Source organism: Pseudomonas sp. p50(2008), assembly GCF_015351605.1.
Lineage (GTDB): Bacteria > Pseudomonadota > Gammaproteobacteria > Pseudomonadales > Pseudomonadaceae > Aquipseudomonas.
On sequence record NZ_JACMYF010000001.1, the window covers coordinates 578,594 to 604,408 of the forward strand.

The 25,815-nt window shown below is 62.1% G+C and carries 24 protein-coding genes and 1 other RNA gene; 17 read left to right on the forward strand and 8 right to left on the reverse strand.

Going from position 1 to position 25,815, the window contains the following annotated elements:
- Positions 1 to 6: 6 nt before the first annotated feature.
- From ccoO (H7698_RS02580) to H7698_RS02650, 15 genes are all read left to right on the forward strand, one after another.
- Entirely contained in the window at positions 7 to 615 is a 609-nt protein-coding gene (gene ccoO / locus H7698_RS02580; protein WP_045057425.1) for a cytochrome-c oxidase, cbb3-type subunit II, read from the forward strand.
- Positions 616 to 816, forward strand: a complete 201-nt coding sequence (locus H7698_RS02585; protein ID WP_045057424.1) for a cbb3-type cytochrome oxidase subunit 3 — start codon at positions 616 to 618, stop codon at positions 814 to 816.
- A complete protein-coding gene (ccoP, locus tag H7698_RS02590) occupies positions 813 to 1,766 on the forward strand; it encodes a cytochrome-c oxidase, cbb3-type subunit III (RefSeq protein ID WP_194690485.1) in 954 nt (317 codons plus the stop codon). Before H7698_RS02585 ends, ccoP (H7698_RS02590) begins: the two co-directional genes overlap by 4 nt.
- A gap of 482 nt (positions 1,767 to 2,248) precedes the next feature.
- Complete coding sequence (gene ccoN, locus H7698_RS02595) at positions 2,249 to 3,691, forward strand: cytochrome-c oxidase, cbb3-type subunit I (protein WP_122838118.1); 1,443 nt, start codon at positions 2,249 to 2,251, stop codon at positions 3,689 to 3,691.
- On the forward strand, positions 3,691 to 4,299 hold the full coding sequence (ccoO, locus tag H7698_RS02600; RefSeq protein WP_009042961.1) for a cytochrome-c oxidase, cbb3-type subunit II: 609 nt from the start codon (positions 3,691 to 3,693) through the stop codon (positions 4,297 to 4,299). The genes ccoN and ccoO (H7698_RS02600) overlap by 1 nt, the downstream gene beginning before the upstream one ends.
- 5 nt (positions 4,300 to 4,304) lie before the next feature.
- Positions 4,305 to 4,490 (forward strand): CcoQ/FixQ family Cbb3-type cytochrome c oxidase assembly chaperone, encoded by a 186-nt coding sequence (locus H7698_RS02605; protein ID WP_003175465.1) that lies wholly within the window; start codon positions 4,305 to 4,307, stop codon positions 4,488 to 4,490.
- Positions 4,487 to 5,470 carry a cytochrome-c oxidase, cbb3-type subunit III gene (gene ccoP, locus H7698_RS02610; protein WP_122838117.1) on the forward strand — a complete coding sequence of 328 codons (984 nt, stop codon included), beginning with the start codon at positions 4,487 to 4,489 and terminating at the stop codon, positions 5,468 to 5,470. The genes H7698_RS02605 and ccoP (H7698_RS02610) overlap by 4 nt, the downstream gene beginning before the upstream one ends.
- A 377-nt stretch (positions 5,471 to 5,847) precedes the next feature.
- Positions 5,848 to 7,263, forward strand: coding sequence for a cytochrome c oxidase accessory protein CcoG (gene ccoG / locus H7698_RS02615; RefSeq protein WP_122838116.1), 1,416 nt, complete (start codon positions 5,848 to 5,850; stop codon positions 7,261 to 7,263).
- Positions 7,264 to 7,274: 11 nt separating this feature from the next.
- On the forward strand, positions 7,275 to 7,814 hold the full coding sequence (locus H7698_RS02620; RefSeq protein ID WP_045060275.1) for a FixH family protein: 540 nt from the start codon (positions 7,275 to 7,277) through the stop codon (positions 7,812 to 7,814).
- Positions 7,815 to 7,968: 154 nt separating this feature from the next.
- Positions 7,969 to 10,419, forward strand: a complete 2,451-nt coding sequence (locus tag H7698_RS02625) for a heavy metal translocating P-type ATPase (RefSeq protein WP_194690486.1) — start codon at positions 7,969 to 7,971, stop codon at positions 10,417 to 10,419.
- A gap of 24 nt (positions 10,420 to 10,443) precedes the next feature.
- The gene (ccoS, locus tag H7698_RS02630) at positions 10,444 to 10,662 is read left to right on the forward strand and encodes a cbb3-type cytochrome oxidase assembly protein CcoS (RefSeq protein WP_045060277.1); all 219 of its coding nucleotides are present in this window, start codon (positions 10,444 to 10,446) and stop codon (positions 10,660 to 10,662) included.
- The gene (locus H7698_RS02635) at positions 10,655 to 11,338 is read left to right on the forward strand and encodes a sulfite exporter TauE/SafE family protein (RefSeq protein ID WP_122838114.1); all 684 of its coding nucleotides are present in this window, start codon (positions 10,655 to 10,657) and stop codon (positions 11,336 to 11,338) included. The genes ccoS and H7698_RS02635 overlap by 8 nt, the downstream gene beginning before the upstream one ends.
- Positions 11,339 to 11,546: 208 nt before the next feature.
- A complete protein-coding gene (hemN, locus tag H7698_RS02640) occupies positions 11,547 to 12,929 on the forward strand; it encodes an oxygen-independent coproporphyrinogen III oxidase (RefSeq protein ID WP_194690775.1) in 1,383 nt (460 codons plus the stop codon).
- 93 nt (positions 12,930 to 13,022) lie between these two features.
- Complete coding sequence (fnr, locus tag H7698_RS02645) at positions 13,023 to 13,757, forward strand: fumarate/nitrate reduction transcriptional regulator Fnr (RefSeq protein ID WP_045060279.1); 735 nt, start codon at positions 13,023 to 13,025, stop codon at positions 13,755 to 13,757.
- Positions 13,758 to 13,836: 79 nt separating this feature from the next.
- Entirely contained in the window at positions 13,837 to 14,385 is a 549-nt protein-coding gene (locus tag H7698_RS02650) for an adenine phosphoribosyltransferase (RefSeq protein WP_045060280.1), read from the forward strand.
- 134 nt (positions 14,386 to 14,519) lie between these two features.
- Here the strand turns inward: H7698_RS02650 and H7698_RS02655 are convergent, their stop codons facing one another.
- The 5 genes from H7698_RS02655 to dnaX all read right to left on the reverse strand — a co-directional run bounded on the left by H7698_RS02655 (position 14,520) and on the right by dnaX (position 20,259).
- A complete protein-coding gene (locus tag H7698_RS02655) occupies positions 14,520 to 15,668 on the reverse strand; it encodes an acyl-CoA dehydrogenase family protein (protein ID WP_194690487.1) in 1,149 nt (382 codons plus the stop codon).
- A gap of 100 nt (positions 15,669 to 15,768) precedes the next feature.
- Positions 15,769 to 16,371: a recombination mediator RecR gene (recR, locus tag H7698_RS02660; RefSeq protein ID WP_045060282.1), complete on the reverse strand. Its 603-nt coding sequence runs from the start codon at positions 16,369 to 16,371 to the stop codon at positions 15,769 to 15,771.
- A 65-nt stretch (positions 16,372 to 16,436) separates the two neighbouring features.
- Positions 16,437 to 17,471, reverse strand: coding sequence for an NADP-dependent oxidoreductase (locus H7698_RS02665; protein ID WP_122838112.1), 1,035 nt, complete (start codon positions 17,469 to 17,471; stop codon positions 16,437 to 16,439).
- A 307-nt stretch (positions 17,472 to 17,778) separates the two neighbouring features.
- Entirely contained in the window at positions 17,779 to 18,117 is a 339-nt protein-coding gene (locus H7698_RS02670) for a YbaB/EbfC family nucleoid-associated protein (protein ID WP_028621409.1), read from the reverse strand.
- Between the two features lie 66 nt (positions 18,118 to 18,183).
- Positions 18,184 to 20,259: a DNA polymerase III subunit gamma/tau gene (gene dnaX / locus H7698_RS02675; protein ID WP_194690488.1), complete on the reverse strand. Its 2,076-nt coding sequence runs from the start codon at positions 20,257 to 20,259 to the stop codon at positions 18,184 to 18,186.
- Positions 20,260 to 20,404: 145 nt separating this feature from the next.
- Between dnaX and H7698_RS02680 the strand changes: the two genes are divergently transcribed.
- Positions 20,405 to 21,142 (forward strand): substrate-binding periplasmic protein, encoded by a 738-nt coding sequence (locus H7698_RS02680; protein ID WP_194690489.1) that lies wholly within the window; start codon positions 20,405 to 20,407, stop codon positions 21,140 to 21,142.
- A 219-nt stretch (positions 21,143 to 21,361) separates the two neighbouring features.
- Entirely contained in the window at positions 21,362 to 21,622 is a 261-nt protein-coding gene (locus H7698_RS02685; protein ID WP_194690490.1) for a DUF6429 family protein, read from the forward strand.
- A 195-nt stretch (positions 21,623 to 21,817) separates the two neighbouring features.
- Here H7698_RS02685 and ffs read toward each other — a convergent pair.
- The 3 genes from ffs to ligA all read right to left on the reverse strand — a co-directional run bounded on the left by ffs (position 21,818) and on the right by ligA (position 25,803).
- An RNA gene (ffs, locus tag H7698_RS02690) (signal recognition particle sRNA small type) lies at positions 21,818 to 21,914 on the reverse strand.
- Between the two features lie 169 nt (positions 21,915 to 22,083).
- Positions 22,084 to 23,250, reverse strand: a complete 1,167-nt coding sequence (locus H7698_RS02695) for a zinc-binding metallopeptidase family protein (RefSeq protein WP_122838109.1) — start codon at positions 23,248 to 23,250, stop codon at positions 22,084 to 22,086.
- A 195-nt stretch (positions 23,251 to 23,445) separates the two neighbouring features.
- The gene (gene ligA, locus H7698_RS02700; protein WP_122838108.1) at positions 23,446 to 25,803 is read right to left on the reverse strand and encodes an NAD-dependent DNA ligase LigA; all 2,358 of its coding nucleotides are present in this window, start codon (positions 25,801 to 25,803) and stop codon (positions 23,446 to 23,448) included.
- Positions 25,804 to 25,815 lie beyond the last annotated feature (12 nt).

A 25,815-nucleotide genomic window follows, 5' to 3' on the forward strand; every position in this document is an offset into this window, starting at 1 on the left:
TCCGCGATGAAACACGAAACAATCGAGAAAAACGTCGGCCTGCTCATGCTGTTGATGGTGCTGGCCGTGAGTATCGGCGGCCTGACCCAGATCGTGCCGCTGTTCTTCCAGGACGTGACCAATAAGCCGGTGGAAGGCATGAAGCCCTACACCGCGCTGCAGCTGGAAGGACGCGACATCTACATTCGGGAAGGTTGCGTGGGTTGCCATTCGCAGATGATCCGGCCGTTCCGCGCCGAAACCGAACGCTACGGGCACTACTCGGTGGCCGGCGAGAGCGTGTGGGATCACCCGTTCCTGTGGGGCTCCAAGCGTACCGGGCCGGACCTGGCCCGGGTCGGCGCCCGCTACTCGGATGACTGGCATCGCGCGCACTTGTACAACCCGCGCAACGTGGTACCCGAGTCGAAGATGCCGGCCTACCCATGGCTGGTCACGCAGGCGGTGGACAGCAGCCATACCGAAACCAAGATCCGCACCATGCGTACCCTTGGCGTGCCGTACACCGATGACGACGTCAGCGGCGCGGTCGCCAGCCTGAAGGGCAAGACCGAGATGGACGCCCTGGTTTCTTACCTGCAAGTGCTCGGCACTGCCATCAAGAGCAAGAGGTGAGTGATGTTTGAGATGAGTACTGGAATGATCCGCGGCCTGGGCACGGTCGTGGTGTTCGTGGCCTTCGTCGGCCTGACGCTGTGGGTGTTCAACACCAAGCGCAATCCGGAATTCGCCGAAGCGCGCCTGCTGCCGTTCGCCGACGAGCCGCAACCTGACAGCCCACCAGAACCTGCAACAACAAGGAGTACCCGGTCATGACCACTTTCTGGAGTACGTGGATCTGCGTACTGACCATCGGCAGCCTGATCGGCCTGACCTGGCTGCTGATCGGCACGCGCAAGGGCGAGACCAAGGGCAGCGTCGACCAGACCATGGGCCACAGCTTCGACGGCATCGAGGAGTACGACAACCCCTTGCCGCAGTGGTGGTTCATGCTGTTCGCCGGCACGTTGGTGTTTGCCATCGGTTACCTGGTGCTGTACCCGGGCCTGGGCAACTGGAAAGGCATTCTGCCCGGCTATGAAGATGGCTGGACCGGCGTGCACGAGTGGGAAAAGGAGATGAACAAGGCTGACGCGAAGTTTGGGCCGATCTACGCCGAATTCGCGTCGATGCCCGTGGAAGAAGTGGCCCAGGACCCGCAAGCACTGAAGATGGGTGGCCGCCTGTTCGCCTCCAACTGCTCGGTGTGCCACGGCTCGGATGCCAAGGGCGCGTTCGGCTTCCCCAACCTCGCCGACAGCAACTGGCGCTGGGGCGGCGATGCCGAGATGATCAAGACCACGATCATGGGCGGTCGTATGGCGGCGATGCCGGCCTGGGGCGAAATCCTCGGTGAAGCCGGCGTGAAGAACGTGGCCGCCTACGTGCGTCACGACTTGGCAGGGCTGCCATTGCCAGCGGATACCAAGGCCGACCTGCAAGCCGGCCAGCAAGCGTTCAGCACCACCTGCACGGCCTGTCACGGCGCGAATGGTCAAGGCACGGAGGCCATGGGGGCGCCAAACCTGACGCACCCGGCCGGCTTTATCTACGGCACCAGCCTGACGCAGCTCGAGCAAACGATTCGTCATGGTCGCCAGGGCCACATGCCGGCGCAGAATGAGCTGCTGGGCAACGATAAGGTGCAACTGTTGGCGGCTTATGTGTACAGCTTGTCCCACGGTTTGAATACCGATCGTTTGCAGGCTGAAGGCAAACGCGAATAACTCTCGACCGCTCTACTGCCGCATTCGCCTGCATGCGGCAGTTCCCTGCCCCTTTGCGACCAAGTGTCGCACCCTTCCTTAGTACGCCTTTCGGTTCCCCGGATTCGGGTCTAAGCTTGCCCAGATGCGGACTGGCATGAGCCGGTTCCAGGTCGACCCGACGCGATGCGTTCGACGAATTCGCTCGATGACAGGCCGCAAAGGCTGGTAGATACCGGCTGTCGCGCAAATCGCCTGCTGTCCCCTGATCGTTGTGTTTGAACACACCCCGTTACATCTGACCTGACCCCCTCACCTCTTTCGTCTGCTGCGACATTTTGTCCATGGGCAATTTTGTCCTTACGCGGCGCATGGAAAGGCCGCAGAATCAGCTTTTGAAAGCATTGACCCAGGTCATGGCGCGTTGCAATGACCCCCCGCTTTCTACATACTTGCGGCCGATTTTTACTCCTAATAAAACACCCAAACCGTGGAACCTTAGAATGAGCACAGCAATCAGTCCGACTGCTTATAACTATAAGGTAGTCCGCCAGTTCGCCATCATGACGGTGGTCTGGGGGATCCTTGGCATGGGGCTTGGTGTATTCATTGCCTCGCAACTGGTATGGCCGGAATTAAACTTCGGTCTGCCATGGACGAGCTTTGGACGCCTTCGCCCGTTGCACACCAACCTGGTGATTTTCGCCTTCGGTGGTTGTGCACTGTTTGCCACTTCTTATTACGTCGTGCAGCGAACCTGCCAAACGCGACTGATTTCCGACAGCCTCGCCGCCTTCACCTTCTGGGGTTGGCAAGCGGTGATCGTCGGCGCCATCGTTACCTTGCCGCTGGGTTACACCACCACCAAGGAATACGCTGAGCTGGAATGGCCCCTGGCTATTCTGCTGGCCATCGTCTGGGTCACCTACGGTCTGGTGTTCTTCGGCACCATCACCAAGCGCAAGACCAAGCACATCTATGTGGGCAACTGGTTCTACGGTGCCTTCATCGTCGTGACGGCGATGCTGCACATCGTCAACCACGCTTCCCTGCCGGTCAGCTTCTTCAAGTCCTACTCGGCCTACGCCGGTGCGACGGATGCGATGATCCAGTGGTGGTACGGTCACAACGCGGTGGGCTTCTTCCTGACCACCGGCTTCCTGGGGATGATGTACTACTTCGTTCCGAAGCAGGCCGAGCGTCCGATCTACTCCTATCGCCTGTCCATCGTGCACTTCTGGGCGCTGATCACCCTGTACATCTGGGCCGGCCCGCACCACCTGCACTACACCGCACTGCCGGACTGGGCCCAGTCCCTGGGCATGGCGATGTCGATCATCCTGCTGGCTCCGAGCTGGGGCGGCATGATCAACGGCATGATGACCCTGTCGGGCGCCTGGCATAAGCTGCGCACCGACCCGATCCTGCGGTTCCTGGTGGTCTCCCTGGCGTTCTACGGCATGTCGACCTTCGAAGGCCCGATGATGGCCATCAAGACCGTGAACTCGCTGTCGCACTACACCGACTGGACCATTGGCCACGTACACGCCGGTGCGTTGGGCTGGGTGGCGATGATTTCGATCGGCGCGATCTACCACATGATCCCGAAACTGTTCGGTCGTGTGCAGATGCACAGCATCGGCCTGATCAACGCGCACTTCTGGCTCGCGACCATCGGTACCGTGCTCTACATCGCTTCGATGTGGGTCAACGGCATCACCCAGGGCCTGATGTGGCGTGCCATCAACGACGACGGCACCCTCACCTATTCGTTCGTCGAAGCGCTGCAAGCCAGCCACCCGGGCTTCATCGTTCGCGCCCTGGGCGGTGCGTTCTTCGCCAGCGGCATGCTGTTAATGGCCTACAACGTATGGCGTACCGTACGTGCCTCGAACCCGGCTGAAGCGGAAGCTGCCGAACAGATTGCTGTAGTTGGAGCTCACTGATGAAGCATGAAGCAGTCGAGAAGAATATTGGCCTGCTGGCCTTCTTCATGGTTATCGCCGTCAGTATCGGCGGCTTGACCCAGATCGTTCCGCTGTTTTTCCAGGACGTCACCAACAAGCCGGTAGAAGGCATGAAGCCGCGTACCGCCCTTGAACTGGAAGGCCGCGACGTGTACATCGCCAACGGTTGTGTCGGCTGCCACTCGCAGATGATCCGCCCGTTCCGTGCTGAAACCGAACGCTACGGCCACTACTCGGTCGCCGGTGAAAGCGTCTGGGACCACCCGTTCCTGTGGGGTTCCAAGCGTACCGGCCCGGACCTGGCCCGTGTTGGCGGTCGTTACTCCGATGACTGGCAGCGTGCGCATTTGTATAACCCGCGCAACGTAGTGCCCGAGTCGAAAATGCCGGCCTACCCGTTCCTCGTGGAAAACAAGCTCGACGGCAAAGACACCGCCAAGAAAATGGAAGTCTTGCGCACGCTCGGCGTTCCTTACACCGACGAAGACATCGCCGGTGCCAAGGATGCTGTGAAGGGCAAAACCGAAATGGACGCGCTGGTGGCCTATCTGCAAGGCCTGGGCACCATCATCAAAAGCAAACGGTGATTTAGATGGATATCGGGATGATTCGTGGCCTGGGCACCGTTGTCGTGATGGTGGCCTTCATCGGTCTGGCGCTGTGGGTGTTCAGCCCCAAGCGCAAGTCGGAGTTTGAAGACGCTACCTTGCTGCCTTTCGCGGATGATCCCGAAGCCATCAAGCACGTCGAGCAAGCTTCTAGGAGTAACAAAGAATGACTACGTTCTGGAGTCTGTACGTCACAGTCCTCAGTCTGGGCACCATCTTCGCCCTGACCTGGCTGCTGCTGTCCACCCGCAAGGGCCAGCGCGCCGAGCAGACGGAAGAAACGGTTGGGCACTCCTTCGACGGGATCGAGGAGTACGACAACCCGCTGCCGAAATGGTGGTTCATGCTGTTCGTGGGCACCATCATCTTCGCCCTCGGCTACCTGGTGCTCTACCCGGGCCTGGGCAACTGGAAAGGCCTGCTGCCAGGTTACAACTACCTGGATAACGAAAAGCAGACCGCGTTCGCCAACGGCCAGACCGGCTGGACCGGCGTGCACGAGTGGGAAAAGGAAATGGCCAAGTCGGACGCGCGTTTCGGCCCGATCTTCGCCAAGTTCGCTTCCATGCCTATCGAAGAAGTGGCCAAGGATCCGCAAGCACTGAAAATGGGTGGCCGCCTGTTCGCCTCCAACTGCTCGGTGTGCCACGGTTCCGACGCCAAGGGCGCCTACGGCTTCCCGAACCTGACCGACGCCGACTGGCGCTGGGGCGGCGAGCCCGAAACCATCAAGACCACCATCATGGGCGGTCGTCACGCGGTGATGCCGGCGTGGGCTGAAGTGATTGGCGAGCAAGGCGTGGCGGACGTGGCTGCCTACGTGCTGACCAACCTCGATGGCCGCAAGCTGCCGGAAGGCGCCAAGGCTGACCCTGCTGCCGGGCAGAAGCTGTTCGCGGCCAACTGCGTGGCGTGCCACGGTCCGGCCGGTAAAGGTACCCCGGCAATGGGTGCACCTGACCTGACCCACCCGGGCGCGTTCATCTACGGTTCGAGCTTCGCCCAACTGCAGCAGACCATCCGTTACGGCCGCCAGGGCCAGATGCCTGCCCAGGAACAGCTGCAAGGCAACGACAAGGTTCACCTGCTGGCCGCTTACGTCTACAGCTTGTCTCACGGTGAGAAAGCTCCGGCGGAAGATGCCCAGTAACCTTTGATGCAATAAAAACGGCCCCGCCCATGTGAATTGGCGGGGCCGTTTTGTTTATGGCCTATGCTCGCTTAACGCTTCACCTGTCGGAGCGGCAAGATCAAAAGATCGTCCGATCGCGGCCCGAGCCTTCGGCAGCTCCTACGGGGATTGAATTTACGGTCATGGGAGGGCCCTGGCGCTGCGAAAACCGGCCATGACTCACAAGTCAATTGATTCAAGTCATTACACCATCGGATAAATTCTCCCAACGTGACCAAAGGTCGCACCCTCGGACTAGAGCTACAGGCGTATCATTGCGCCACTGCAATACCTCTTTTTGACCGCGGTCGGCATGTACTGACCGGGGCATTTTTCCACTGCCGTGGGATGCAATGATGAGCAACCAGATACCGGTACACGACGTCACGCCACCCACCAAGAACGCGAATAACAGCGTCGACCTCTACGCCTCTCGAGAAAAGATCTACACCCGTGCTTTCACCGGCCTGTTCCGCAACCTGCGGATGATGGGCGGCGCGCTGCTGTTCCTGCTGTATTTCGGTACGGTATGGCTCAACTGGGGCGGGCACCAGGCGGTCTGGTGGAACCTGCCGGAGCGTAAGTTCTTCATCTTCGGCGCCACGTTCTGGCCGCAGGATTTCATCCTGCTGTCCGGGATCCTGATCGTCAGCGCCTTCGGCCTGTTCTTCATCACCGTGTACGCCGGGCGAGTCTGGTGCGGCTATACCTGCCCGCAAAGCGTCTGGACCTGGATTTTCATGTGGTGCGAGAAGGTCACCGAAGGCGACCGCAACCAGCGCATCAAGCTCGACAAGGCGCCGATGAACGCCAACAAGCTGCTGCGCAAGCTCAGCAAGCACTCGCTGTGGCTGTTGATCGGCTTTGTCACCGGCATGACCTTCGTCGGGTATTTCTCGCCGATCCGCGAGCTGACCATCGACTTCTTCACCGGCCAGGCGGATGGCTGGTCGTATTTCTGGGTCGGGTTCTTCACCCTGGCCACCTATGGCAACGCCGGCTGGTTGCGCGAGCAGGTGTGCATCTACATGTGCCCGTATGCGCGTTTCCAGAGTGTGATGTTCGACAAGGACACGCTGATCGTCTCCTACGACCCGCGCAGGGGTGAAAGCCGTGGCCCGCGCAAGAAAGGCGTCGACTACAAGGCCCTGGGCCTGGGCGACTGCATCGACTGCACCATGTGCGTCCAGGTGTGCCCCACCGGCATCGACATTCGCGACGGCCTGCAGATCGAATGCATTGGCTGCGCAGCGTGCATCGATGCCTGCGACAGCATCATGGACAAGATGGACTACCCGCGCGGCCTGATCAGCTACACCACCGAGCACAACCTGTCCGGCCAGAAAACCAATAAGCTGCGCCCGCGCCTGATTGGCTATGCCGTGGTGTTGCTGGCGATGATCGGCTTGCTGATGGCGGCCTTCTTCATGCGTTCGCTGGTGGGTTTCGACGTCAGCAAGGACCGTGTGCTGTACCGCGAGAACGCCGAAGGGCGGATCGAAAACGTGTACAGCCTGAAGATCATGAACAAAGACCAGCGTGACCACACCTACCTGCTTGAAGCGACCGGCCTGCCGGACCTGCGGCTGCAAGGCAAGCGTGAGATCAAGGTCGCTGCCGGGGAAATTTTCAGCCAGCCGGTGGAATTGTCCAGCGCGCCGGAGCAATTGCCATCGAGCACCAACGAGGTGAAATTCATCCTCAAGGATGCCGATGACGACAGCGTCCACGTTGAAGCCAAGAGCCGATTCATCGGCCCACAAATTCGTTGAGAGAAGTGAACATGCCTGCAGCAAATACGACGAGCCCCTGGTACAAGCACCTCTGGCCGTGGATCATCATCGCCATCCTGGCCTGCTCGGTGACCCTGACCCTGTCGATGGTGACCATTGCGGTGAACAACCCGGACAACCTGGTCAACGACAATTACTACGAGGCCGGCAAAGGCATCAACCGTTCGCTTGATCGCGAGCTGCTGGCGCAGACCCTGAAACTGCGCGCCAGCGTGCACCTGGACGGGATGACGGGCGAAGTCGACCTGCACCTGACCGGCGACAGCCAGCCAAAAACCCTGGAACTGAACCTGATCTCGCCGACCCAGCCGGAAAAGGATCGCAAGATCACCCTGACCCACAGCGACACCGAGGCCGGTCGCTACATTGGCCAGGTGAACGACAAGGTTGAAGGGCGTCGGTTTGTCGAGCTGCTGGGCGTGGAAAACGACAAGACCTGGCGCATGTTCGAAGAAGAACAGGTCAGTCATGACAAGGACCTGCTGCTGGGCGACGAGCCGCTGCAGGGTGCGGAAGACCTGAAAAAATAAAGCCTGCGCGCCCCCCTGTAGGAGCGAGCTCGCTCGCGATGGACGTCAACGATAACGCTGGGAGCCTGATACCCCGCGGCGCTCATTCGTTCTTCGCGAGCAAGCTCGCTCCTACAGGGTTCTCAGCAGCTCCCGGAAGATCTAGATTTCCCCCATGACCACACCAACCCCCTGCTACCACTGCGCCCTCCCCGTCCCGGGCGGCAGCCGTTTCACCGCCATTGTGCTGGGGCAAACCCGCGAGTTCTGCTGCCCGGGTTGCCAGGCCGTGGCCGAAGCCATCGTGGCGGGGGGGCTGGAAAGTTATTACCAGCATCGCAGCGAAGCATCGGCCAACCCCGAAGCCCTGCCGGTGCAGCTGGTGGACGAACTGGCGCTGTACGACCGCGCTGACGTGCAGGCGCCGTTCGTGCGTCATGAAGGCGAGCTGGCCGAAACCACCCTGCTGATGGAAGGCATCAGTTGCGCGGCCTGTGGCTGGCTGATCGAAAAACACCTGCGCGCCCTGCCTGGCGTCGCCGAAGCCCGGCTCAATCTGTCAAACCATCGCCTGCATGTACGCTGGGCCGATGCGCAGTTGCCCCTGAGCCAGGTCCTCGGCGAATTGCGCCACATCGGCTACGCCGCTCACCCCTATCAGGCCGACCGCGCCAGTGAACAACTGGCCAGCGAAAACCGCCTGGCCCTGCGCCAACTCGGCGTCGCCGGCCTGCTGTGGTTCCAGGCGATGATGGCGACCATGGCCACCTGGCCCGAATTCAATATCGACCTGAGCCCCGAGCTGCACACTATTCTGCGCTGGGTCGCGCTGTTTCTGACCACGCCGATCGTGTTCTACAGCTGCGCGCCATTCTTCAAGGGTGCCATGCGCGACCTGCGCACCCGCCACCTGACCATGGACGTCTCGGTCTCGCTGGCCATCGGCAGCGCCTACCTGGCCGGGATCTGGACATCGATCACTGGCGTGGGCGAACTGTATTTCGACGCGGTGGGCATGTTCGCCCTGTTCCTGCTGGCCGGACGCTACCTGGAACGCCGCGCCCGGGAGCGCACCGCCGCCGCCACCGCGCAACTGGTCAACCTGTTGCCTGCCTCGTGCCTGCGCCTGGGTGCGGACGGCCAGAGCGAGCGCATCCTGCTCAGCGAATTGCGCCTGGGCGATCAGGTGCTGGTGCATCCCGGCGCTATCCTGCCGGCCGATGGCAGGATTCTCGACGGCCAGTCCAGCGTCGACGAGTCCCTGCTCACCGGCGAGTACCTGCCGCAATCGCGCACCCTGGGCGATGCGGTGACCGCGGGAACACTGAACGTCGAGGGCGCGCTGACCGTTGAAGTCCTGGCACTCGGCCAGGACACGCGCCTGTCGGCTATCGTCCGCCTGCTGGACCGCGCCCAGGCGGAAAAACCGCGCCTGGCGGAAATCGCCGACCGCGCCGCCCAGTGGTTTTTGCTGTTGTCGCTGATCGCTGCCGCCGTGATCGGCCTGGTGTGGTGGGAGCTGGACTCATCGCGGGCCTTCTGGATCGTGCTGGCCATGCTCGTGGCGACCTGCCCGTGCGCCTTGTCCCTGGCGACGCCGACGGCACTCACGGCGGCCACCGGCACCTTGCACAAGCTGGGCCTGTTGCTGACCCGCGGGCATGTGCTGGAAGGCCTGAACCAGATCGACACGGTGATTTTCGACAAGACCGGCACCCTCACCGAAGGGCGCCTGGCGCTGCGTTCGATCCGCCCCCTCGGTGCGCTCGACAGTGACCAGTGCCTGGGCCTGGCGGCGGCGCTGGAGAACCGTTCCGAACATCCAATTGCGCGGGCGTTTGGTCGAGCGCCGCTGGCCGCCGAGGAAGTGCACAGCACGCCGGGGCTGGGACTCGAAGGCCTGGTGGGCGAGCAGCGCCTGCGCATTGGCCAGCCGGGTTTTGTCTGCGAACTGAGTGGCGCAGCAGTGCCGGTGATGCCCGATGAACCCGGCCAGTGGTTACTGCTTGGCGACGCGCATGCCCCCCTGGCCTGGTTTGTCCTCGACGACCGCCTGCGCGCCGATGCGCCGGCGCTGTTGGCGGCGTGCAAAGCCCGGGGCTGGCGCACGCTGCTGCTGTCCGGGGACAGTTCGCCGATGGTCGCCAGCGTCGCCGCCGAGCTGGGCATCGATGAAGCCCGGGGCGGCCTGCGCCCGGATGACAAGCTGCAGGTGCTGCAACAGTTGCACCGCGAAGGGCGCAAGGTGTTGATGCTCGGCGACGGAGTCAACGACGTGCCGGTGCTGGCCGCCGCCGACATCAGTGTCGCCATGGGCTCGGCCACTGACCTGGCGAAAACCAGCGCCGACGCCGTGCTGCTCTCCAACCGCCTGGACGCGCTGGTGCGGGCGTTCAGCCTGGCGCGGCGGACCCGGCGGGTGATCATCGAGAATCTATTGTGGGCCGGGTTGTACAATGGCCTCATGTTGCCCTTCGCTGCCCTCGGCTGGATCACCCCGGTGTGGGCGGCGGTCGGCATGTCCATCAGTTCGTTGACCGTGGTGCTCAATGCCCTGCGCCTGACTCGCCTGCCGAGCGCGCCGGCCATCAGCGCCACGCCACAAACCCGCCCGCTGCCGGCCTGAGCCGCGCGGGCATGGAGTGAACCCATGCCAGCCTTATACGTGATGATCCCGGCCGCGCTGCTGATCGTGGGCATTGCGATCTACATTTTCTTCTGGGCCGTCGACAGCGGCCAGTACGACGACCTCGACGGCCCAGCCCACAGCATTCTGTTCGACGACCAGGACCCCAAGCACACGGCTGCAGTCGACGAGGCCAGCGGTCACGTGGACAAGCCTGAAGACAAGGCCCCGCCCCATGCTTGAATTGGCACCCCTGCTGGTGTCTGCAGTGATCCTGGGCCTGCTCGGTGGCGGTCATTGCCTGGGCATGTGCGGCGGCCTGATGGGCGCCCTGACCCTGGCGATCCCCAAGGAGCAGCGCAGCCGGCGCTTTCGGCTGCTATTGGCGTACAACCTGGGGCGAATCCTCAGTTATGCGACCGCTGGACTGCTGATCGGCCTGGCGGGCTGGGCGGTGGCCAACAGCCCGGCGGCGATGTTCATGCGGGTGCTTGCCGGGTTGCTGCTGATCGCCATGGGCCTGTACCTGGCCGGCTGGTGGAGCGGCCTGACCCGCATTGAAAGCCTCGGTCGCGGCCTGTGGCGGCATATCCAGCCGGTTGCCAGCAAACTCCTGCCGGTCTCCAGCCTGCCCCGGGCTTTGCTGCTGGGCGCCCTCTGGGGCTGGTTGCCGTGCGGCCTGGTCTACAGCACGTTGCTGTGGGCGGCGAGCCAGGGCAATGCGCTGGACAGTGCATGGCTGATGCTCGCGTTTGGGCTGGGGACCTGGCCCGTGCTGCTGGCCACTGGGCTGGCTGCCGAACGCGTTACCGCGTTATTGCGCAAGCGCAGTGTGCGCATGGCCGGGGGGTTACTGGTGATATTGTTCGGGCTGTGGACCCTGCCGGGGCCGCATCAGCATTGGTTGATGGGGCATTAAATCGGCGGCGCGCCCATCGCGGGCAAGCCCGCTCCCACAGGTGATCACACATTTTGCGTACACCGATACCCTGTGGGAGCGGGCTTGCCCGCGATGGGGCCTGCACCGGCGAGACAACTCTCCATTCTTGATGCAAATCAAGATGCCCCATTGCCCCACCCCCTAGACTCGCCAACACTGCCAGCCTATCCGGGGGAATGCCCGCATGATGCTCGACGCCATTCGTTGGGACACCGATCTGATCCGCCGCTATGACCTGGCGGGACCGCGCTACACCTCCTATCCGACCGCCGCGCAATTCGACGCCACTATCGGCAGCTTCGACCTGTTCCATGCCCTGCGCGATAGCCGCAAGGCGCTGCGGCCGTTGTCGCTGTATGTGCACGTGCCGTTCTGCGCGAACATCTGCTACTACTGCGCCTGCAACAAGGTCATCACCAAGGACCGCGGCCGCGCACACGCCTATTTGCAGCGCCTGGAGCAGGAGATCCAGCTGATCGCCTGCCACCTCGACCCGACACAAAAGGTCGAGCAACTGCACTTCGGCGGCGGTACCCCGACGTTTCTCAGCCATGACGAGCTGCGCCAGCTGATGGCGCAACTGCGCAAGCATTTCAATTTGCTCGACGACGACTCCGGCGACTACGGTATCGAGATTGACCCGCGTGAAGCCGACTGGTCAACCATGGGCCTGCTGCGCGAACTGGGATTCAACCGCGTCAGCATCGGCCTGCAGGACCTGGACCCTGCCGTGCAGCGAGCCGTCAATCGCCTGCAGAGCCTGGAGGAAACCCGCGCAGTGATCGACGCCGCGCGCACCCTGCAGTTTCGCTCGATCAACATCGACCTGATCTACGGCTTGCCAAGACAAACGCCGGACAATTTTGCCCGCACCGTCGAGGAAGTCATCGCGCTGCAGCCGGATCGGCTGTCGGTGTTCAACTACGCCCACCTGCCCGAACGCTTCATGCCCCAGCGGCGGATCAACAGCAACGAGTTGCCGACCCCGGCGCAGAAGCTGGAAATGCTGCAGCGCACCATCGAACAACTGACCGCCGCCGGGTACCGCTACATCGGCATGGACCACTTCGCCCTGCCCGACGACGAGCTGGCAATCGCCCAGGAAGAATCAACCCTGCAACGCAATTTCCAGGGCTACACCACCCACGGTCACTGCGATCTGGTTGGCCTGGGCGTGTCTGCCATCAGCCAGATCGGCGATCTGTACAGCCAGAACAGCAGCGACCTGAATCTCTACCAGAACGCTCTCGCCACTTCTCAACTGGCGACCAGTCGCGGCCTGCTGTGCAATGCCGATGATCGGGTGCGCCGTGCGGTGATCCAGCAGCTGATTTGTCGCTTCAGCCTGGAGTTCGCCGAGATCGAGCAGGCATTCAACATCGATTTTCGCGGCTACTTCGGCGAACTTTGGCCGCAATTGCAGACGATGGCCAAGGACGGCCTGATCGAGCTCGACAACGATCGCATCACCGTACTGCCCGCCGGGCGATTGCTGGTGCGCTCGGTGTGCATGGTGTTCGACCGTTATCTGGGACAACACAACCGCGAGCGGTTTTCCAAGGTGATCTAATGACCTGGGTCAAATCGCCGCGTGCTGGTCGGATAGTCCTCTGGTGGGTTACCCTTACGTCTTATGTGTGTTTTTCCCACAAGGATTGAAGAAATGTCCGAGCCAGTCAAACTGCGCGCTCATGGTCAGGCCCACTGCAAGGATTGCAGCCTGGCCCCGCTGTGCCTTCCACTTTCGCTGAATCTGGAAGACATGGATGCGCTGGACGACATCGTCAAACGTGGCCGCCCGCTGAAAAAGGGCGAGTTCCTGTTCCGCCAGGGCGACACGTTCGATTCCGTTTATGCAGTACGCTCCGGCGCCCTGAAGACGTTCAGCCTCAGTGATGGTGGCGAAGAGCAGCTGACCGGCTTCCACCTGCCGAGCGAACTGGTCGGCCTGTCGGGCATGGACACTGAAAAGCACCCGGTTTCCGCGCAAGCCATGGAAACCACCTCGGTGTGCGAGATTCCGTTCGAGCGCCTGGACGAACTGGCCGTGCAATTGCCGCAATTGCGCCGCCAGTTGATGCGCGTGATGAGCCGCGAGATCCGCGACGACCAGCAGATGATGTTGCTGTTGTCGAAGAAGACCGCCGACGAGCGCATCGCCACGTTCCTGGTTAACCTCTCGGCCCGCTTCCGCGCCCGGGGCTTCTCGGCCAACCAGTTCCGCCTGAGCATGTCGCGCAATGAAATCGGCAACTACCTGGGCCTGGCGGTGGAAACCGTATCCAGGGTGTTCACGCGCTTCCAGCAGAACGAACTGATTGCGGCTGAAGGCAAGGAAATCCACATCCTCGATCCGATTCAGCTGTGCGCCCTGGCCGGCGGTTCCCTGGAAGGCTGATCACGGCAACGGCGGTTGAGCGCAACGCTTCAGCCGCCGTTATACTGTGACGTTTGCAGCCTGCCAGGACACCTCTACGATGGTCTTCGACTCCTTCGACATCAAATCCCTGATCCGCCCAGTGATCGACTTTCCAAAGCCGGGCGTGATCTTTCGCGACATCACCCCGTTGTTCCAATCGCCCACGGCCCTGCGCCTGGTGATGGACAGCTTTGCCCACCGTTATGTCGAAGCCGACTTCACGCACATCGGTGCGATGGACGCTCGCGGCTTCCTGATTGGCTCGGTGTTGGCCTATCAGTTGAACAAGCCGCTGGTGCTGTTTCGCAAGCAAGGCAAATTGCCGGCTGATGTGCTGGCCGAGGGTTATGCCACCGAATATGGCGAAGCGTTCCTGGAAGTGCACGCCGACAGCCTGTGCGAGGGTGACTCGGTGGTGATGTTTGATGACCTGATTGCCACAGGCGGGACGTTGATTGCAGCGGCCAACCTGATCCGGCGCATGGGTGCGCGGGTGCATGAAGCGGCGGCGATTATTGATTTGCCGGAGCTGGGTGGGTCGCAGAAGCTGGAAGATATGGGGATACCGACTTTTTGCCTGACGCAGTTTGCGTTGACTGATAAGTAAGTCGCCTGTTCCGACGCCATCGCGGGCAAGCCCGCTCCCACAGGGTTATCTGTCATGCGCAGGATTTGCATACGACGCGGATCTTTGTGGGAGCTGGCTTGCCAGCGATGGCGTCAGTCGCCATACCGCCAACCTCAAAGCCCCATCTGCTTGCTGATAATCTCGTTCATCACCTCCCGAGTCCCCCCGCCGATCGAGAGGATCCGGTTATCCCGATACAGCCGCTCCACCAAACTCTCGCGCATATACCCCAGCCCGCCAAGTATCTGCACCGCATCGCTAGTAATACGATCTGCCGTATCCGTGGCAAAATTCTTCGCCATGGAAATCTCCTTGATCACACTCTGCCCAGCCGCCATTTTCGCCGCCTGGCGGTAGGTGAATTCCCGGGAAACCTCCAACGCAGTGGCCATCTCGGCCAGGCGATGCTTGAGCACCTGGAACTTGCCGATGGGCTTGCCGAACGCCTCGCGCTGACGTGCCCATTTCAGGCTTTCCTCCAACGCCAGCTGGGCGGTCATGTTGGCCATCAAGGCCAGGGCCAGGCGCTCGCTCTGGAAGTTACCCATGATGCAGGCGAACCCCATGTTTTCGCCGCCGATCAGATTGCCTGCAGGTACACGGCAATCATCGAAGAACAGTTCGGCGGTGTCCGACGCCCACCAGCCCATTTTCTTCAACTGGCGGCCGACGGTAAAACCGGGGGTACCCTTCTCGATCAGCAGCAGGCTGACGCCACCGAAGCCGGGCTCACCGGTGCGCACGGCGACGGTGTAGAAATCTGCGCGAACGCCACTGGTGATATAGGTCTTGCTGCCGTTGACCCGATAGACATCGCCCTCGCGGACGGCGCGGGTTTGCAGGTTGGCGACGTCCGAGCCGCCGCTCGGCTCGGTCACCGCCAGGGCGCTGATCTTCTCGCCGCTGAGCACCTGGGGCACAACACGATCGCGGACTTCTGGCCTGGCCCATTTCAGAATGGGTGGCAGGCCGATGTCCAGTGAACCCAGACCGGCAACCAGACCACCGGAGCCGCAGCGCATCAGCTCTTCACTGGCGGCGACCTTGGCGAACAGATCACCTTCGTGTGAGCCGCCGAAAGCTTCGGGGTAACCGATGCCCAGGATCCCGGCCTGGCCGGCCTTCAGATAGAGCTCACGGGGGAAGCTTTCGGCTTCTTCCCATTGGTCGATGTCCGGCAGGATTTCACGCTCGACGAATCGTCTGACGCTGTCGCGGACTAATTGGTGGCTGGGATCGAAGTATTCCTGGAAGGCAGGCATCGGCGAACTCCACTGAAGGTCCAGTGAAGTTAACCGAGCGCTTGCTTGGTTTTCAACCAAAACATGTGGGAGCGAGCTCGCGATGGCGCCATCGCGGAGGTTACAGAGCGATCGGCTTGCGCCCCGCGAAGGAATGCGCCAGCGTCCCGCCATCCACCAACTCAAGTTCGCCACCCAGGGGAACGCCATGGGCAATCCGCGAGGCGATCAGGCCTTTGTTGTTGAGCAGCTGGGCGATGTAATGCGCCGTGGCTTCACCTTCCACCGTCGGGTTGGTCGCCAGGATCACCTCGGTAAAGGTGCCCGCCTCTTCAATTCGTGCCAGCAGTTGCGGAATGCCAATGGCCTCAGGCCCCAGGCCGTCCAGGGGCGACAGGTGGCCCTTGAGCACGAAGTAACGCCCGCGAAACCCGGTCTGCTCCACGGCGTAGACATCCATCGGGCCTTCCACCACGCACAGCAAGGTGTCATCGCGGCGAGTGTCGGCGCACTGCGGGCACAGGTCGTCCTCGGTCAGCGTGCGGCACAACCGGCAGTGACCGACGCCTTCCATGGCCTGGCTCAGCGCCGATGCCAGGCGCGAGCCACCGCTGCGATCACGCTCGAGCAACTGCAACGCCATGCGCTGTGCGGTTTTCTGGCCAACACCCGGCAAGGTTCGCAGGGCATCGATCAGTTGGCGAATCAAAGGGCTGAAGCTCATGGGCAGACGTCCGACAAATCAACGAGACGCGGTTTATACCCGCGCCTCTCTTTAGCGTCAATTGCTCAGTCCTGAGCGACCCGCACCACCAGTTTGCCGAAGTTGCGCCCTTCGAGCAGGCCGATGAACGCTTCAGGGGCATTCTCCAGGCCATCGACCACGTCCTCGCGGAACTTCACCTTGCCATCGCGCACCCACGGCGCCATGGCGCTGATGAATTCCGGCTGGCGATCACCGTAGTCATCGAACACGATAAAGCCCTGGATGCGCACGCGCTTGGTCAGCAGGGTGCGTTGCAGTTGCGGCAGGCGATCCGGACCGGTCGGTGCTTCGTGGGCGTTGTACCCGGCGATCAGGCCGCACAGCGGAATACGCGCCTTGGCGTTGAGCAGCGGCAACACCGCATCGAAGACCTTGCCGCCGACGTTTTCGTAGTAGATGTCCACGCCCTTGGGGCACGCCAATGCCAGGTCCTCGGCGAAACTCGGGCTCTTGTGATCGATGCAGGCGTCAAAACCCAGTTCCTCGACCACGTACCGGCACTTGTCTGCGCCGCCTGCCACACCCACCACCCGCAGGCCCTTGATCTTCGCCACCTGGCCGACCACCGAGCCCACTGCGCCCGATGCAGCAGCGACCACCAGGGTCTCGCCGGCCTGTGGCTGGCCGATGTCCATCAAGCCCATGTAGGCGGTCATGCCCGGCATGCCGAGCACGCCCAGGGCCATCGACGGGCTTGGGAGGCCGGAGGGCACCGGGATGACGTTGCGCCCGTCGCTGATGCTATGGCTCTGCCAGCCCGTTGCGCCGACCACCAGGTCGCCTTCCTGGAACTTCGGATTAAGCGAACGCACCACTCGACTGACAGCGCCACCGGTCATGACCTCGTCGATTTCAACCGGAGCAGCGTAGGAAGGTGCGTCACTCATGCGCCCGCGCATGTAGGGGTCCAGCGACAGGTAGAGGGTCTGCAGCAGAATCTGACCGTCGGCCAGGTCGGGCAATGCCTCGCGCTCCAGGCGAAAATTCTCTGGGGTCGGCGCGCCTACAGGGCGAGAGGCCAGGACGATACGTTGGTTGAGGGTCAATGCATCTGGCATGTGAGCTTCTCCTTGATCGTTAAATGGGGGGGTATAGGGAGCAGACCTTTTTGGCGGTGGGGCGTTCGATATTTCGTCAGGTAGACCGAGTTGACTGCTTCGCGGGCAAGCCCGCTCCCACAGGACTACCTCTATCCTGTGGGAGCAAGGCTTGCCCGCGATGAACGGGAGCACGCCTCAATCCCTGTGGGAGCGGGCTTGCCCGCGAAGGCGGCGGGCCGGTCGCACATGAGCAACCGGCAGAAACAAAAATGCCAAGCTCAACGCCTGGCATTTTTTTGTAGCTCAACCGACGCGCTTTGGCGAATCAGAATGGCAGTTTCATACCCGGTGGCAGTTGCATGCCAGCGGTCATGCCGGACATCTTGTCCTGGCTGTTGGCTTCGATCTTGCGCACGGCGTCGTTGACGGCGGCGGCGAATACGGCTTCGAGCATCTCGCGATCATCTTCGCTCAGGCCTTCAACCATGCTTGGGTCGATGCTCACGCGCTTGACGTCGTGACGACCGGTCATCACCACGGTGACCATATCGCCGCCGGCCTTACCGGTGACTTCGGCGTTGGCCAGTTCTTCCTGCATCTTGGCCATTTTTTCCTGCATCTGCTGTGCCTGCTTCATCAGGCCGGCCATGCCACCTTTCATCATGGGAATCACCTCAAAGTACTTGGATTAAAACGGCGCCCGGCACCTGTGGCCGAACGCCTTCAGTTATTAGCCCTGACTGGCCAGGGCTTCGACAGGTTCAATAGTATCGTTACGGATCACCGCACCGAACTGCTGCATCATTTGCTGGATGAACGGATCACCATGGATCGATTCCTCCGCCTCGCGCTGACGGTTGACCCGACGCCGGGACGCGGCCTGGGCCGGGGTTTCCTGTTCGGGCTTGATCAGCTCCATGCTCAGGGTCAGCGTGCGCCCGTGGTACTGGTTCAGCGCGTCGTTGAGGCGACGCTGCTGGGTGGCGTTGAACAAGGCGCTGTGGGCCGGGTCCAGGTGCATCAACCAGTTGTCGCCTTCGACGGAAATCAGCGTGCAGTTGGCAGCGATGCTCCCGGTCATGCCGGAGATCGGCAGTTTCGGGAACAGCTCCAGCCATTGCAAGGCCAAGCCGGTGGCGGGCATGGCAGCCGGCTCGGGTTCTGGCTCGGGCGCAGGCTCGGCAGCGTGTTCACTGGCCAGCTCATCCAGGTAGCTGTAGGCCGAGTCGATGTCTGGCTCGATGTAATCCTCGTCCAGCGGCGGCTCGTCGTCCAGGTCGGTGCCCGGGGTGGCGGCATCGACTTCTGCCACGGACGGCTCGGGAATCGGCGCGGCGGCCCACTCCGGCGCATCCGGCACCACGCTGTCTGGCGTGGGCAGCGGCATCGGCGGTAATTCGGGCTGCTCGCCAGCGGTCTCCAGCATCGGCTCGACGGCGGGCTGCAGCACGGCCTCGGGCTCGACCGGGTCGTTCCATGGCAGGTCGACCACCTCCTCGATGGCGACCGGCTCCACCACTGGCTCTGGCGCCGCAACCGGCGCACCTGGCTCAGGCGCTGGAACGGGTGCTGGAGCAACAACGGGTGCAGCAACAACAGGTGCAACTGCCGTAGCGACTACCGGCGCAACAACCGGCGCGGCAGCCACTGAATTTGCGGAATCAACTGTGGCCTGGCTGATCCCCACTGGCTTTAGCGGCTGCCTCGGGGCGTCCGCCTTATCGGCCGGCCTGAACGCAAGCATGCGCAACAGGACCATTTCGAACCCGCCTCGCGGGTCCGGTGCCAGCGGCAGGTCACGGCGCCCGATCAGGCCCATCTGGTAATAGAACTGCACGTCTTCGGCCGGCAGCGCCTGGGCCAGGGCCAGCACCCGGTCACGGTCGCCATGGCCATTGTCGACACCCTCAGGCAGCGCCTGGGCGATGGCGACACGGTGCAATACGTTGAGAATTTCCGAGAGCACGCCATTCCAGTCCGGGCCCTGCTCCGCCAGGTGCCGCACGCCTTCGAGCAGCGCCCTGGCATCGCCTTCGATCAGCGCATGCAGCACGTCGTAGACCTGGCCGTGATCGAGTGTGCCGAGCATCGCTCGCACGTCGGCAGCCATCACCTTGCCCTCACCGAAGGCAATGGCCTGGTCGGTGAGGCTCATGGCATCGCGCATCGAACCGTCGGCGGCGCGACCCAGCAACCACAGGGCATCGTCTTCGAACGGCACGTTCTCGACACCCAGTACATGGGTCAGGTGCTCGACCACGCGCTCGGGGGTCATGTTCTTCAGGGAGAACTGCAGGCAACGCGAAAGAATCGTTGCAGGGAGTTTCTGCGGGTCAGTGGTGGCCAGGATGAACTTGACGTAGGGCGGCGGTTCTTCGAGGGTTTTGAGCAGCGCATTGAAGGAATGGCTGGAGAGCATGTGCACTTCGTCGATCAGGTAGACCTTGAAGCGCCCACGGCTCGGGGCGTATTGCACGTTGTCGAGCAGTTCGCGGGTGTCCTCGACCTTGGTCCGGCTCGCGGCGTCGATCTCGATCAGGTCGACGAAGCGCCCCTCATCGATCTCCCGGCACACCGAACACTCGCCGCAGGGCGTGGAGGTGATGCCCGTTTCACAGTTCAGGCACTTGGCAATGATCCGCGCGATGGTGGTCTTGCCGACCCCGCGCGTACCGGTGAACAGGTAGGCGTGATGCAGCCGCTGGCTGTCCAAGGCATTGATCAGAGCCTTGAGCACATGGGTCTGGCCGACCATTTCGCGGAACGAGCGCGGACGCCATTTACGTGCAAGAACCTGATAACTCATCGAAAACCGTCGCCACGAAGGAACACAAGCGGCTAATGCTAGCGGAGCAAGGCCAAAATTGCATCCGATGCCTCGTCTAATCTGGCTAAGATGCATGGGAGGGGGAGCTTTCAACGGCTCAGGTTTCAGACGTACCGGAGCTTTTATGCGGTTGGCCTTGGGGGCATTGTTGTTCGTGAGCTTGACCGGGGCGGCCGCAGAGGCGCCGCTGCGCTTCGTGGTGCCCGACAGCTGGACCATGCCGATGGTGCAATTTGAGCACGGTCGCCCGACCCAGGGCATCCTGTACGACGTGATGCTCAGCCTTGCGACCCAGGTGGGCGTGCCTGCGGAATTTCACGTACTGCCCCGGGCCCGGGTGCAGAGCGCCATGGAGCATGGCGAGATCGATGTGCGCTGTTATGCCGCGCAGTCCTGGCTGCCCAATCAGTCCGGCGACTATATCTGGAGCATTCCGCTGTGGGTTCAGCCCGATGTGCTGCTGAGCCGCCCTGACCCGCTGACTTCCGCCGACCCGGCCCATCTGACGCGCCAGTCGATCGGCACGGTGCGCGGCTACGTCTACCCGACCCTGCAACCGCTGTTCGACGCCGGCAAGCTCGACCGCGAAGACGCGCGCAACCAGGAACAGGTACTGGAAAAGCTGCTGGCAGGACGCTATCGCTACGCGGTGAGCAACCAGTGGACGATGGACTGGTTCAACCAGCGCTTGCTGCCGGAGCAACAGTTGCAAAGTGTTGCTGTGCTGCAGGAGCAGCGGGTGGGGTGTTATGTACGTAATGACCCCAAGGTGCCAGTGCAACGCATCCTGCGCACCTTGTTGCGGATGAAAATGTCCGGTGAGATCGATGACATCATTCGGCTGTATATCGGCAAGCCCTAGGGCGCGATATTGCCAGATCGGCTTGAACTCATCCTCCAGCAAGTCTGCAGACGCGTCGCGCGCGCGATGCGCCGTTGAGTGCCTGTTCCATATCTGCTCGCTGGAGTTGACCTGCTAACCGCACTAATCTTAGGTAGGTCGAAGCGGATTGTGGAGCACCAGTCACCGCGTGACGACGCTCATTGAAGACACTCATTGAATATGAGGGGAGCAGCAATCATGGAGTACGACGACAAACTGGTTGAAGACGCTGTGCTTGCCCTGTTGGCAGCCTTCAGTTTCAACGACGGTAACACCTGGAAAGGATTCGATTTCGAGATCATGAACCGATTGCATCAACAAGGTTTAATCACTGATCCGGTAAACAGGAACAAGTCTATTTGGTTGACGGAGGAAGGGCTCGAGCGGGGTCGGCGGATAGCTGATCGCCTGTTTGGGCTAAAAACGCCACCAGGGAATTCATCCAACCCTGACGCCTGAATCCACGGACTGGGGTGTTTGGCGTTGCTGCAGAATGCAATGCTCCTAAGGCAACTCTGTATCGGGTCGCACAGAAATCACTGCAAGCACGCTTGCCCGTCAGAGTTCACCGCTGAGGTGATCTGGGCGCTGGCGCATTTGAGGTTTTTGACTGGAGCATCGTTGCAGGCGCAACGACTTGGAGATAGGTGGTAACCCCATCAGCCACACCCCGGCACACAATGTTCCCGCTGTGGCTGCTTCCTTCCGGATCTGACCAGGTTCACGGGTAATCGTTGCGGGGGGACCGATGGGGTCACCATAACGGCACTCACCTGTCGGCGAGCCGCGCCATTGTACCTATCTGAGACGAAGTTACAACCGTTCAACAGGATAAAAAAAAATGAGTCCGGTCAATGACATGCGTTAGCCCTTAAAGATCGTCCGAACGCGGCCCGAGCCTTCGGCAGCACCAGCCGGAATTATGCTTGCGCCAATACCTCATCCGCCCTGCCACCCTCCTCCTGGATCACCAGGTGGATGAAGTGCAGCTTGGCGATCACCGCTGGTGGCAGGACGAAGGGGTAGAAATCCGGCTGGCCCATGCTGCGTGACAGTTCGTTGAGCATGCCGGCGAGTTCGATCCAGGCGTTAACGAAGGACAGGAACGCCGGGCCACCGGGATGCTGGGGGTCGTAGAGGGTGTCGAGCGGAAATGGCTGGTAGTCGAAATCCATCTCCCGGGCGCTCATGCCAAAGCCCAATGCGGTGTCCACGGCGTCCATCATGTGCAGGTAGTGCGCCCAGGTTTCGGCCCAGTCTTCCCAGGGGTGCATGGTGGCGTAGGCGCTGACGCAGTGTTGCTGCCAGTCCAGGGGGGCGCCCTGCTGGTAATGGCGATCGAGCGCCTCGGCGTAGCTGGCGCGATCGTCGCCGAACAGATTGCGAAACGGCTCCAGCCAGTGGCTGTTGGCGATCAGGCGGTCCCAGTAGTAATGACCGACCTCGTGGCGGAAGTGCCCGAGCAGCGTGCGGTAAGGTTCGTGCATCTGCACCCGGATTTTTTCCCGATGGGCGTCGTCGGCTTCCTTGATGTCCAGGGTGATCAGGCCGTTGGCGTGCCCGGTGGTGGGCGCCTGCCCTTCGAGATCGACGCCGATGAAGTCGAATGCCAGGCCGGTGTCTTCGTCGACTGTCTTGGGAATCACTTGCAACCCCAGGCTGACCAGTTGCGCCACCAGACGGCGCTTGGCCGTCTCGACCTTGCGCCAGCGTTCGTGATTCTCGGTGATGGTCAGGTCCGGGATGGTGTGGTTGAGGCTGCAGGCCATGCACAGGGCGTTGTGGTCATCGGCCGGCAGCAGCCAGTTGCAGGCGGCTGGGGAGTCGAGGTTGGCGCAACGGCGCAGCAGCCCTGCCTCGGGCTCGGCGTCGAGCAGCCAGGTGTCGGGCTGCGGGCCGGGTTGCAGGGAGGACAGGCGGCTTTTTTCCGGCTGATAGCCCAGCATTGCTGAGCAGGCCAGGCACTGGCTGTTACTGAAGAACAGCGACTGCCCGCAGCGGCACTGCCAGACCTTGCTGTTGCGGGACGTCTCGCTGATAAAAGGCGCGGCGATGCGGGAACTGAGCTGTTCGAAGAAGCGGTACATGGCGATCTCTCCCTGGGGCTGGCCAAGACTAGATCATTGGGGCTGGGATATCGTTCCCGGAGTTTGCTGGGTGGATCAAAAGATCGTCCGATCGCGGCTCGAGCCTTCCGGCAGCTCCAACGGGGGTGGTGTGAGCGCCCTGTAGGAGCTGCCGCAGGCTCGGGCCGCGATCGGACGATCTGTTGATCCTGTTTGTCAGATCGGGACGCCGTGGTCTTTCAGGAACCCGACAAACGCCTCTTCGTCCAGCACCTTGAGCCCCAGCTCGTTGGCCTTGGCCAGCTTCGAACCCGCACCCGGTCCTGCCACCACGCAATGGGTCTTGGCCGATACCGAGCCTGCGACCTTGGCGCCCAGGCTTTCCAGCTTGTCCTTGGCCACATCGCGGCTCATCAGTTCCAGCGAACCGGTCAGGACCCAGGTTTGCCCGGCCAGCGGCAAGCCTTCGACGACTTTTTTCTCGCTCAGCCAGTGCATGCCGAACTCGTTCAACTGCGCCTCGGCCTTCAACGCGCGCTGGCGATTGTCTTCAATGGCGAAAAACTCCCGCACCGCGTTCGCCTGCTTTTCCGGCAAGGCCTGGCGCATGTCCAGCCAGTCGGCATTCATCACCGCTTCCAGCGAGCCGAACTTGTCGGCCAGCTTCTGTGCGCCGCCCGGGCCCACCGAGGGGATGTGCAGCTTGTCGAGGAACCCGCCCAGGGTGGTGCTGGCGGAGAATTCGGCGCCCAGTTCGCCCTGGTCCTGAATCTCCAGGCCGTGCTTGAGCAATTCGGCGATGACCTGGCGGTTGTGCGCGTCCTCGAAGAAGCTGTGGATCTCGTGTGCCACTTCCAGGCCGACGTCCGGCAGGTACGTCAGCACTTGCGGCAAGGCTTGCTGCACGCGCTCCAGGGAACCCAGGGAGCGCGCCAGGACCTTGGCCGTCTCTTCGCCGACATCGGGAATGCCGAGGGCGTAGATGAAACGCGCCAGGCTCGGCTTCTTGCTGTCTTCGATGGCGCTGAGGAGTTTTTTGCTCGACAGCTCGGCAAAGCCTTCGAGGTCGACGATGTCCTCGAACTTGAGGGCATACAGATCTGCCGGCGAGCTCACCAGCCCTTCGTCGACCAACTGTTCGACGCTCTTGTCGCCCAGGCCTTCGATGTCCATGGCACGGCGCGAGACGAAGTGGATGATCGCCTGCTTGAGCTGTGCGCCACAGGCCAGGCGACCGACGCAGCGATACACCGCGCCCTCACTGACCGTCTCGCGGCCCTTGCTGCGCTTGACCAGCTGGGTGCGCTCGACGTGCGAGCCACACACCGGGCATTGTTCGGGAATCTGCACCGCCCGGGCGTTTTCGGGGCGGCGCTCGGTGACGACTTGCACCACCTGCGGGATCACGTCGCCCGCGCGGCGGATAATCACGGTATCGCCAATCATCAGCCCCAGTCGCGCGACTTCGTCCATGTTGTGCAAGGTCGCATTGGCCACGGTCACACCCGCGACCTTGACCGGTTTCAAGCGCGCCACCGGGGTGACCGCGCCGGTGCGTCCGACCTGGAACTCGACGTCGAGCAGTTCGGTGAGCTCTTCCATCGCCGGGAATTTGTGCGCGATGGCCCAGCGCGGCTCGCGCGCACGGAAGCCCAGCTCGCGCTGGGAGGCGATGCTGTTGACCTTGAACACCACGCCGTCGATTTCGTAAGCCAGGCTGTTGCGACGTTCGCCGATGTCGCGGTAGTAATCCAGGCATTCGTCGATACCGTGGGCCAGCTTCAGCTCGCGGCTGATTGGCATGCCCCACTGTTGCAGCTGCTTGAGGTTGCCGATGTGGGTGTCGGCGATGTCGGCCGAGACCTGGCCGATGCCATAACAGCAGAATTCCAGAGGACGGTTGGCGGTGATCTTCGAATCCAGCTGGCGCAAGCTGCCAGCGGCGGCATTGCGCGGGTTGGCGAAGGTCTTGCCGCCGACTTCCAGCTGAGTGGCGTTGAGCCGCTCGAAGCCGGCTTTGGACATGAACACTTCGCCACGGACTTCCAGGGTCGCCGGCCAGCCGCTGCCTTGCAGCTTGAGCGGGATGTTGCGCACGGTGCGCACGTTGACGCTGATGTCTTCACCGGTCGTACCGTCGCCACGCGTCGCGCCGCGCACCAGTACGCCATCCTGATACAACAGGCTGACCGCCAGGCCATCGAGCTTGGGCTCACAGCTGTATTCAACCGCCGCACCGCCGCCCAGCAGGTCACCGACCGGCAGATCCAGACCTTCGGTGACCCGACGATCAAACTCGCGCATGTCGGTTTCTTCAAAGGCGTTACCGAGGCTGAGCATCGGCACTTCATGACGCACCTGGGTGAACGCCGACAATGCCGCGCTGCCAACGCGCTGGGTGGGCGAGTCGCTGGTGACCAGTTCCGGATGCGCGGCTTCAAGGGCCTTGAGCTCGTGGAACAGGCGATCGTACTCCGCGTCCGGAATGCTCGGCTCATCCATCACGTGATAGCGATAGTTGTGCTGATCGAGCTCGGTGCGCAGCTCTAGAATGCGGGTTTTGGCGGCGGTCATGGGTGTTCTCTC